Raw genomic sequence first — 11,394 nt, forward strand, 5'->3', positions numbered from 1 at the left:
TCTATTTAAGCTGTAATTGCTAAGTATTTAAAATAATAATTGAGAGGCAATAAACAAGTAAATAATCACCCCGGTGGCATCACAAATCGACGTCACCAGAGGCGCTGATGCACTGGCTGGGTCCATTTTCAGCTTGTTGAGAATAAAGGGCAAACTCATGCCAATCAGACATCCCATCAGTACAATACCTAACATACTTAAAGCGAGTACAACGGCGACCATCCAGTCGCCTCGAATATAACCCAGGATTGATACAGCAATGGCCATCGTTCCACCCAGACATAAAGCAACTAGGGATTCACGACCCAGCAGGCTAAGCCAGTCCTTAAACTGCACATCGCCTGTTGCCAAGGCACGCACCATCAAGGTGGCAGATTGTGAGCCAGCATTCCCGCCACTTCCCACCAACAATGGCAAGAAAAATACCAGCACAATATGGGTGGAAATAATATCTTCAAAATGGGCAATCCCGATTCCGGAGAGCAGGCTGCCAAACACCAGAATGACCAGCCAGAATACGCGTTTTTGATACAGTCTGAGAATCGGTGCAGTTTTCAGGCTCAGCTCATTCAAAGGCGTCACTGCACCGGATTTTAAAATATCCTCGGTGCTTTCTGCCTCAGCAATATCCATGGCATCATCATAGGTAATAATCCCGACCAGCTTCTGGGTCGCGTCGACCACAGGCAAGGCGATAAAATCATAATAGGCCAAGGTACGGGCGACCTGCTCCTGATCCTCATCCACTGTGGCATAGACTACATCTGTGGTCATGACTTCATTAATGGTGGCATCCGGCTGTGCCTGAATAATTTGTCGCAAGGAAATTACGCCGAGCAGATGCTGTTTCTCATCCACGATATAGATCAGATATAAGGTGTCATGATTCCCTGCAATATCACGCAACATTTCAATTGCCTGAGTCATGCTCAGCTCGGGAGCAAGCGTGACGAAGTTCAAACTCATTAATGCACCGGCAGTTTCTTCCGGATAAGCATGCAGTTCTCGCAGGGTTTGTAGCGACTGGGTGGATAATTTGCCAAGTAATTGCTGCTGCACTTCACAAGGCATCTGCTTGTATAAATCAATGAAGTCATCGGAATGCATGGCATCCATCAGACTGGCCAGTTGCTCCAGAGGAAATTGATAGGCCAGCTGGATTTGCATGGCCAGTGGCAAGTACTCCAGTACTTCTGCCTGACGTTCCAGCTGCTTGAAATGGTGACAACGTTCTGCTGGTCCAAGCTCAGACAGAATTCTGGCCTGATCGGCAATATTCAGCTTTCGTAGAAGCTGATGAATGTTATTTTCCCCTGTCAGCAGAGTCTCATGTAGTTGCTGTATTTTTTCTTGGTGCTGCATTCCCATACCATCATTCCATGCAGGTATGAAACATACCCGCCCTAGAGTGAGTATTCCTCATTTTCCTGATTGATTTGTATAACTTTATTTGTTGCTTTGACACGAAACAGGTTTCGAATTAACGCATACATAAACGGGATAAAGAATAACACCAGAATAGTTGCAAAAATGACCCCGCCCAAAACGCTGGCACCAATTTCCTGACGGCTGATCGCACTGACCCCAGAGGCAAAGATCAAGGGAATCACTCCCGCAGCAAAAGCAATAGAGGTCATGAGAATCGGCCGTAAGCGCAAACTTGCTCCTTCTAAAGCTGCAACTATTGCGGTTTTTCCTGCTTTCTCTGCCTGTGCAGCAAACTCCACAATCAGAATGGCATTTTTACAGGACAGACCAATCGTCGTCAGCAAGGCAATATGAAAAAAGATATCATTGGCGAAACCAAAGACCCAGCAAAATAAGATACTGCCGCCTATGCCTAATGGAATGGCACTGATCACGGCCGCAGGAATGGTCCAACTTTCATATAAAGCGGTTAAACACAGGAAAATAAAGGCAATCGAAATCATATACAGGAAAATCGCCTGACCGCTGCTGCGTTTTTCTTCCAGTGCGGCTCCGCTCCAGGCCAGATTTACGCCTTCTTGGGCATCTACCAATGTTTCAACATCCTGCATGGTCTGACTGGAAAACTTGTCCTTTGGAATCCCGGCATAAACTGGAACAGCGTTATAGCCCATATAGCGGTTAATACTGTTCGGCCCGCCCTGCCAATTCAGACTGCTGAACTGGTTAAACGACAGCATTTCACCTTTTTGATTGCGTACATGCCAGAAGGCCAGATCCTCAGGTTTGGAACGGTATTCTGCTTCACCCTGCATAATCACACGCTTAATCTGCCCGCGATCAATAAAGTCATTGATGTAAGTTCCACCCCACGCTGCAGCCAAAGTACTGTTTACATTTTGCTGAGGAATGGAATGCTTTAACACACGCTCTGCATCAAGTTTGATATTCAGCTCAGCACTTTCTTTGGGTTGGTCCAGCTGTAGAAATTCAATCGATGATTTGCCTTGGGCACGCGCTTCAATCTGGCCAAATGCCTCCTGTAAAAATTCAGCCCCTTTATAATCCAGGTCCTGCAACCAGAAATCGACTACACGACCATTACTCGACATGGAAGGCGCCATAAAGAAAATTTGGGCATTGGCATGATTGGCAAAGTGTTTCTGTGCTCGATCGACAATGGCAAAGACCGAATCTTCAGGATTTTTGCGCTCAGCCCAGTCTTTTAATACCACAAAGAGCTGCCCGCGATACGGACCTACACCGACATTGTTGCCGCTATACCAGACACCTACACTCTGAATGCGTTCCGATTCGTGTTTCATCAAATAGTCTTGTACTTCACGCCCGACTTTTTCGACTTCTGTACGCGGTGCATTGCCCGGCATGACAATCTGCCCCATCACAAAGCCCATATCTTCAGTGGGCATCAATCCTTCCGGCAAATGCTTATATACCCAACCGAAGCCCATTATGCACACACTAAACAGTGCCAACATCGTGAATTTCAATCGCATGCTTTGAGCTGAAACTTTTTGGTAACCGGCATTGAGCTGATCCATACCATGGTTAAAGCGCTGCGCCCAGCGAGCCTGATGATGTTTGCGTTTCAATAATTGTGCCGCAAATGTTGGGGTAATCACCAAGGCTACGAATAAAGACAGCAACATCGCTACCACCAAAGTGATGGAAAATTGACGATAAATCACCCCAGTGATGCTGCCAAAGAAAGCCATCGGGATAAATACTGCGGTAAGTACCAGTGTAATACCGACCAGTGCTCCACTCATTTCCTGCATGGACTTTAAGGCGGCCGCTTTGGCATCCAGGTGTTCGTCCTGCATCAGGCGTTCAATATTTTCCACCACTACAATGGCATCATCGACTAGCAGGCCGATGGCTAAAATCAGGGCAAATAAGGTAAAGCTATTCAAGGTCATACCCAAGACATACAGCACTGCAAAGGTCGCCAAAACCACAATCGGAATCGTAACGGCCGGAATAATCGTGGCACGCCAGTTTTGCAGGAAGATAAACATCACCACAATGACCAGAATAATGGCTTCAACTAGGGTCTTAGCCACTTGTTCAATTGAGCTGGTAATAAATGGAGTTTTGTCCATGGTCATTTGCAACTGGTAGTGCGGTGGCAAATTGGCCTGAGCGTTTTTTAATACGTCTTGAATCTGTTTGGACACGGCAATGGCATTACTCCGCGGCGCCAAAGTAATCGATAAAGCTGAAGAGAGCTGTCCGTTGGTATAGTTAATGTGGTTATAACTTTCTGCACCTAGCTCTACCCGTGCCACATCTTTTAAGTACAGCAATGAACCGGAATCCGTGGTTTTAACGATGATATTTTCAAATTCTTTCACGCTGCTTAAACGTGAACCCGCACTGACCTTGGCATTGAGATATTGACCCTGCATCGTCGGCAAACCGCCAATTGCGCCTGAAGCTAATGGTGCGTTCTGGGTTTCAATGGCATTACGAATATCACTTGACATCAGGTTAAACTGATGCAACTTATGCGGATTTAGCCAGATCCGCATAGCATAACCTGCACCGTACAGGTCAATTTCCCCTACACCTTCAATACGTGACAAACGCGGTTCGACGTGGACCATCAAATAATCTGAAAGTTCAGTAACGCTACTCTGTCCACTCTCATCATATAAACTTAACAGTGCAAACTGGTCATACCCTGATTTATAAACATTGACTCCGCCCTGCTGCGTCTCTTCAGGTAAGCGGCTCAATACGCCATTCACGGCGTTTTGAACCTGTAACTGGGTTTGATCAAGATCGACCCCTTGCTCAAATTGCAGCGTAAGTTGGGCCCGTCCCACCGAACTGCTAGAATGAAAGGTTTCCAGACCTTCAATGCCTTTTACCGCCTGTTCCAGAATCTGGGTCACCGATTGCTCAACTGTTTCAGCCGACGCCCCACGATAACCTGCGGAAACGCCTAAAGCTGGCGTATCCATATTTGGCATATGTTCAATGGGAATTTTTTGAAGTGCAAATACCCCAAGGGCCATCATTAAAATTGCAATGACTGCTGCAAACTTGGGACGATAAATAAAAAAGCGCGACAACATAAATTAGAAATCCCCATCAAATGCATCTTTAGAATGCACACGCCATGAATAGATGATTTCTATAGCAATTTTCACACCATGCTTAAATTTAAGCCGACCTTTAACTCTTTATTTCCGATAAAAAAAATCCCCGTCATAACGGGGATTTTTGAGCTCAATATTTTGCATTGATATTAAATATGTGATTTCTTCATCGTCATTTGGCGAATTAAAACGTACATAAATGGAATAAAAATCAGTACCAGTATCGTTCCGAAGATCACTCCACCAAAAACACTGATTCCAATCTCACGACGACTGGCTGCACCAGCACCAAAAGCAAAGACCAGTGGCAAAATGCCAGCACCAAAGGCCAAAGATGTCATCAGGATCGGACGCAAGCGTAGTGACGCACCTTCAAGTGCAGCTTCAACTACAGATTTACCTTTTTCCTGGGCCAATGCCGCAAACTCTACGATTAAAATTGCATTCTTACAGGACAGACCAATCGTGGTGAGCAAAGCAATCTGGAAGTAAATATCATTCGGAAAATCTGCCAGAAAACTGAAAATGATATTCCCGCCTATCCCTAAAGGAATCGCGGACATCACCGCAGTCGGAATCGTCCAGCTTTCATATAAAGCGGCCAGGCACAGGAAAATGAAACCAATCGACACCAGATATAACCAGATTGCCTGATTACTGGATTGTTTTTCCTCAAAAGATAAACCGCTCCAGACCACATCAATACCATCCTGTTCTGCCACCAGATTTTCGACATCCTTCATCGCTTCACCAGAACTGGAACCTTTAACCATATCCGCTTGCATTTGCAGCGAGGTATAGCCCATAAAACGGTTGACCACCTCAGGACCGCCACTCCAGTCCACCTGAGCGAAATTACTGAAAGGCACCATCTCGTTCAGGTCATTACGTACGTGCCATTGCGCCAGATCTTCAGGTTTGGAACGGAATTCTGCATCACCCTGCATAATCACCCGTTTAATCCGACCACGATCAATAAAGTCATTAATATAGTTGCCGCCCCAGGCCGCTGAAAGCGTACTGTTAATTGCGGATTGACTCAGGCCATTGGCCATGGCCTGTTTCTGGTCAATATTGACTTTAAGTTCGGCTTTTTCCGGATTGGAACGCTTATCCAGATTTTCAAAGCTACTATATTGAGCTGCGCCAGCCTGCATATTCTGGAACTGCTCTTCCAGATACTGACGGCCATTACCGTTAATATCACGAATCCAGAAATCCAGGCCGTCGGTTTGCCCTAAACCATTCACTGAAGCTGGCATACTGATATTGACCTGGGCATCACGGTTACTGCGGAAATGCTTCATGGCACGTTCACGAATCGCCTGCGCAGTATTTTCTTCTCCTGCACGGTCATCCCAATGCTTCAAGGCAACAAAACCGGTCGCCAGGTTCTGACCGGTACCTGAGAAGTTACGGCCATAACGTAACATTACCAAGTCGATATTGTCCTTTTCTTCTTCCAGAAAATACTGACGAATCTGCTCACCGACCTGAATGGTGTTTTTCATCGGAGCGCCTTCCTGTAGCCGGATTTGCAGATTCAGGATGCCTTGATCCTCACTCGGCAAGAAGCTGGTGGGTAAGGCGCGATAGAATAAAGCAAATACGCAGAGCAATCCGGCAAAAAGCACCAGACTAATGGCCTTATGTTGTAGAGTGACTTTAGAAACTTTCAGATAACGATGCTTTAAACCATCCAGTTTCTGGTTAAACCAACTCGCCCACTTGGCAGGTTTTGGATTTGGTTTCAGAATCAGCGCACAAAGTGCAGGCGTCAGAATCAGTGCGACCATCAGCGACAGAGACATCGCTGCCACGAGCGTAATCGAGAACTGACGATAGATCACTCCGGTTGAGCCACCAAAGAATGCCATGGGAATAAAGACCGCGGTTAAAACCAGGGTAATCCCGATCAGTGCGCCGCTGATTTCCTGCATGGATTCCAGTGCTGCTTCTTTGGCTGTAAGCTGCTGCTCATGCATCAGACGTTCAACGTTCTCCACCACCACAATGGCATCATCGACCAGCAAGCCTATGGCCAGTACTAAGGCAAACAAAGTCAGCGTATTAATACTCAGTCCCAAAACATAAAGTACCGCCATGGTTCCGAGTAAAACTACAGGCACAGTTACGGTTGGAATCAAGGTGGCACGCCAGTTTTGCAGGAAGATAAACATCACAATGACGACCAGAATGACCGCCTCAAATAAAGTTTTAACGACTTCTTTAATCGATTCTTTAACAAACGGGGTATTGTCACGCGGATAAGCAATTTTATAGCCTTCCGGCAACTGCTGGGAGAGTCGCTCGATTTCAGCTTTGATCAGACTCGACGTCGCAATCGCATTGGCACCGGAGGCCAGTGAAATACCTAGACCGGCAGAAGGATAGCCGTTGGTGGTACTATATGACTGATAATTTTCCGCACCCAGTTCAACCCGTGCAACATCTTTTAAATAGATAAAGCTGCCATCCCGGGCAGACTTCACAATAATATTTTCAAACTCTTCGACTGTTTTTAAACGGCTGCCTGATGTGACTTTGGCATTCAGATACTGATCATCGACTGTCGGTAAGTCCCCAATCGCACCGGCTGCCACTTGAGTATTCTGTGATTCAATCGCTGCCCGCACATCACTTGGCATCAGGTTATACTGTTTTAATTTTGCTGGATTCAGCCAGATGCGCATCGCGAACTGTGAACCAAAAACATCCACTTCCCCAATGCCATCAATTCGGGAAATATCCTGTTCCAGATGCGTTGTCAAATAATCAGACAGTTCAATATTGCTGCTACGCCGTGACTCATCATACAAACCGATGACCATATGAGTATCGCCAAGAGATTTGAAGACATTCACGCCCTGTCGCTGGACATCATCAGGCAAACGATTGAGAACCCCGTTAATCGCATTTTGAACCTGTACTTGTGCTGTATCTGGATCGGTACCATTTTCAAAACTGATGCTGATCCGGCTTCGACCTGAAGAATCACTACTGGAGCTGAAATACAGCAAGCGGTCGATACCTTTAATTTGCTGTTCCAGCACTTGGGTCACGCTCTCTTCTACCGTTTCTGCAGATGCACCGGTATAGGTTGTTGCCACAGTAATACGAGGCGGCGCAATATCCGGATAACGTTCGACAGGTAAATTCATCACCGCAAAAAGTCCAATGGCCATGACCACAATGGCCAGTACACCTGCAAAAATAGGACGATGAATGAAAAACTTAGACAGCATAAGTCTGAATCACTTTGAATTTAATGAATTATGGAAAGCGTTGTATTATTGAGTCAGCTTAAGGATATTCAGGCAGTGGCCTAGAGAATGCAAGGCTTGATCACAGAAAAATATGTATAAAATTGAATCATGAAGAAAATATGAAGATTTTTCCTTTCATCTAGCTGTTTCAACAATTTATAGGGTTATTCATTTTATTTTAGGCATAAAAAAACCCTGCTTACGCAGGGCTTTTTTAGAATCGATTCAGAGCTGATTAAGCAGAGAATTGGTTCATTGTGTTTTTCGCATCGTCACCCGCTTTAAGCGCGTTGTCACCAGCGAAGATTTCTTTGTGGTCGTCACCGATGTCAGAACCAGCCATTGCTTGGTGTTTCACACAAGCGATACCGCCGCGGATTTCTTTACGTTGTACGCCAGCAACATAAGCCAACATACCTTCAGAACCGAAGTAACCTTGAGCAAGCTCGTGAGTAGAAAGAGCAGCTGTGTGGTAAGTAGGCAGAGTGATCAAGTGGTGGAACACGCCTGCTTCACGAGAAGCGTCTGCTTGGAATGTACGTACTTTTTCGTCAGCTTCAGCAGCCAATTCAGAATCGTCATACTCAGCGCTCATCAATTTAGCGCGGTCGTATGCAGATACGTCTTTACCTTCAGCAACCCAACGGTCGTACGCTTGTTGACGGAAGTTCAGTGTCCAGTTGAATGATGGAGAGTTGTTGTAAACAAGTTTCGCATTTGGCACAACTTCACGTACACGGTTAACCATGTGAGCGATTTCAGCAACGTTTGGAGTCGCAGTTTCGATCCAAAGAAGGTCAGCACCGTTTTGTAAGCTAGTGATACAGTCAAGTACAACGCGGTCGATCTGAGTGCCTTCACGGAACTGGTACAAGCCAGAAGCAAGACGTTTAGGACGGTGAAGTTTGCCATCACGTTTGATCAGGATTTCGTCTTCTTGCGCTTCAGAGATATCAATTTCTTGAGTGTCTAAGTAGCTGATGTATTGAGAAGCGATGTCGCCTGGCTCTTTAACCACTGGGATTTTTTGAGTCAAGTCAGCGCCTTCAGAGTCAGTACGTGCAACGATGATACCGTCGTCAAGACCCATTTCAAGGAATGCATAACGAAGAGCGTGAATTTTCGCGATGAAGTCTTCGTGTGGAACTGTAACTTTACCAGCTTGGTGACCACATTGTTTCGCATCAGAAACCTGGTTTTCGATTTGAAGTGCACAAGCACCCGCTTCGATCATTTTCTTAGCTAGTAAGTAAGTTGCTTCTTCGTTACCGAAACCAGCGTCGATGTCCGCAATGATTGGCACAACGTGAGTTTGGAAGTTGTCGATTTGTGAAGTGATTTCAGCAGCTTTAGCTGTATCACCAGCGTCTTGAGCTTTTTTAAGTGCGCGGAACAGGTCATTCAGTTCTTTCGCATCAGCTTGACGTAAGAATGTGTAGATTTCTTCGATCAATGCAGGAACAGAAGTTTTTTCGTGCATAGATTGGTCAGGAAGAGGACCGAATTCTGAACGAAGTGCAGCAACCATCCAGCCAGAAAGGTAGATATAGCGACGTTCAGTTGTACCGAAGTATTTTTTGTTCGCAATCATTTTTTGCTGAGCGATGAAACCGTGCCAGCAGCCTAGTGATTGAGTGTATTTGCTAGAGTCTGCATCATAAGCAGCCATATCACGACGCATAATCGCCGCTGTATATTTAGCAATGTCTAAACCAGTTTTAAAACGGTTTTGAAGTTGCATACGCGCAGCATCTTCAGGACTGATGTCTGCCCAAGTGTTACCGAATTTCGCTTTTAATTCGCGGATTGCATCAATCGCTGTTTGGTATGTAGTCATGATATATTCCTGTATTAATATTAGGATTTTTCTGCAACGAACCGCTCAAATCACACCCTCAATGACTTGTTCAGATTTTCAACGATCCGTTGGGATAGCTAAAGATTAGTGGGCTTCGAAAAATTAATCCAATATTCTGCAAGAATTATCATTATTTATTTAAAAAATATGTAGATGAAAGTCTAATTATATATTGATCAATATTTTATAAGTTATTGTATTTTATATTTTATTTATGAATTTTTAAAATTGAATTTTGTCTAAAACATCAGCAACATGAGTAAAAAATATTCATTAGACTTAAGTCTTGCAAGACTTTAGCAGCGCTTAATTTCAGCAATTTTTGTCCATTTTATAAGCCTTAAAACTTGGAACACTTATTTCGAAGGAATTATTTTTCATTTATTTGTTGAAATATTTTTTTATCAAATCTGGCACATTATTTGCTAATTCCCTCTGTTTTTCAGAAATACCTTTCTTTCGTTTCGAAGGCAGCCAGATTTCCTTTCTGCTCTTAAAAATAGAGGAGGATTCAGGCTGGCAAAATCTACGGTGAAAGAGACTCTAAAAAGGTATTTCAGTACAATCAGCTGGGCTTTTTTTCATCAGTTGCGTACACAAGCTATAGTAGTTATGGCATAATCCATATAATTTCATAATTTTATTTTCGGTATTTTTTTTATGAATCTGGAGCGGGTCGATCTTAATCTCCTCATTTATCTTGACGTACTTTTACGTGAAAAAAATGTCACGCGTGCAGCAGAACAACTTGGGGTAACCCAGCCTGCGATGAGTAACATTTTACGTCGTTTACGAAATTTATTTAATGATCCCCTCCTGATTCGCTCTTCTGAAGGTATGACCCCAACAGAACGTGCACTAGAACTCCAACCTCGTATCCGTGATGCCTTAGCGGATCTTTCCATGATTCTGGAACCGCGTACCGAGTTCCGTCCTTATACTTCAAACCGTGTCTTCCGCATCATGACTTCAGATTATGCTGAAGCCACACTGGTACCACGCCTGGTGAAAGCATTACGTTCAGAAGCACCGAATGTGGTGCTCGACTTCTTAACGCCAAGTGATGTGTCCTATCGTGACATGGAACAAGGTAAAGTTGATCTGGCGATTAACCGTTTTAATGAAATTCCGCAAAGCTTCCATCAGGTACTGGTTTGGCGTGACAGCTTTTCTTGCCTGTTAAATAACAAGCATCCGGCTGCGGGCAATCTAAACCTGAAAAGCTATCTGGATGCACAGCATATCTGGGTATCAAAAACTGGTATGGGCGTTGGCTTTGGGGTAAACCCTGAGAAACAGGCGGGTCTCGGTTGGATTGATCAGGCCCTTGAGCGTATTGGTCAGAAACGTAAGATTTCGGTATTTACCCGTCATTATCAGATGCCCGGTCTTTTGGCTGCTAATGTAGATCTTGTAGCAACACTACCGACCCGTATTGCACGTCTGCAAGCTAAAAACCAGAACTTACTCATTAAAGATCCACCATTTTATATTCCTGAGTTTGAATTGAAGATGGCGTGGTGTCCTTTATTGCATCATCATCCCGCCCATCGCTGGTTACGTCAGCTAATTCTGTATGTAGCGCGTCAGATGATCGAAGAAGAAAATCGTGAATTTTTAATGAATAATTCGCAATTTTCGCATTATTAAATTGAATATTAGCTAAATTGCTCATTTTTAAGCTTATACTCTAGAGACTTGAGTTGCTTTATTTGTA

The 11,394-nt window shown here is 44.5% G+C and carries 5 protein-coding genes; 1 reads left to right on the top strand and 4 read right to left on the bottom strand.

Annotated features, from left to right (window positions below):
* Window positions 1–27: 27 nt before the first annotated feature.
* From mgtE to AC4MBN_RS10305, 4 genes are all read right to left on the bottom strand, one after another.
* On the bottom strand, window positions 28–1,362 hold the full coding sequence (gene mgtE, locus AC4MBN_RS10290) for a magnesium transporter (protein WP_419374789.1): 1,335 nt from the start codon (window positions 1,360–1,362) through the stop codon (window positions 28–30).
* Between the two features lie 41 nt (window positions 1,363–1,403).
* Window positions 1,404–4,529 (bottom strand): efflux RND transporter permease subunit, encoded by a 3,126-nt coding sequence (locus AC4MBN_RS10295; RefSeq protein ID WP_491880191.1) that lies wholly within the window; start codon window positions 4,527–4,529, stop codon window positions 1,404–1,406.
* A gap of 173 nt (window positions 4,530–4,702) precedes the next feature.
* Window positions 4,703–7,798: a multidrug efflux RND transporter permease subunit gene (locus AC4MBN_RS10300; protein ID WP_419374781.1), complete on the bottom strand. Its 3,096-nt coding sequence runs from the start codon at window positions 7,796–7,798 to the stop codon at window positions 4,703–4,705.
* 256 nt (window positions 7,799–8,054) lie between these two features.
* Window positions 8,055–9,656: an isocitrate lyase gene (locus AC4MBN_RS10305; protein WP_159123482.1), complete on the bottom strand. Its 1,602-nt coding sequence runs from the start codon at window positions 9,654–9,656 to the stop codon at window positions 8,055–8,057.
* A 681-nt stretch (window positions 9,657–10,337) separates the two neighbouring features.
* Here AC4MBN_RS10305 and AC4MBN_RS10310 point away from each other — a divergent pair.
* Window positions 10,338–11,327, top strand: a complete 990-nt coding sequence (locus AC4MBN_RS10310) for a LysR family transcriptional regulator (protein WP_004784775.1) — start codon at window positions 10,338–10,340, stop codon at window positions 11,325–11,327.
* The last annotated feature ends 67 nt before the right edge of the window (window positions 11,328–11,394 follow it).

Source organism: Acinetobacter sp. CAU_H_60, from assembly GCF_058599385.1.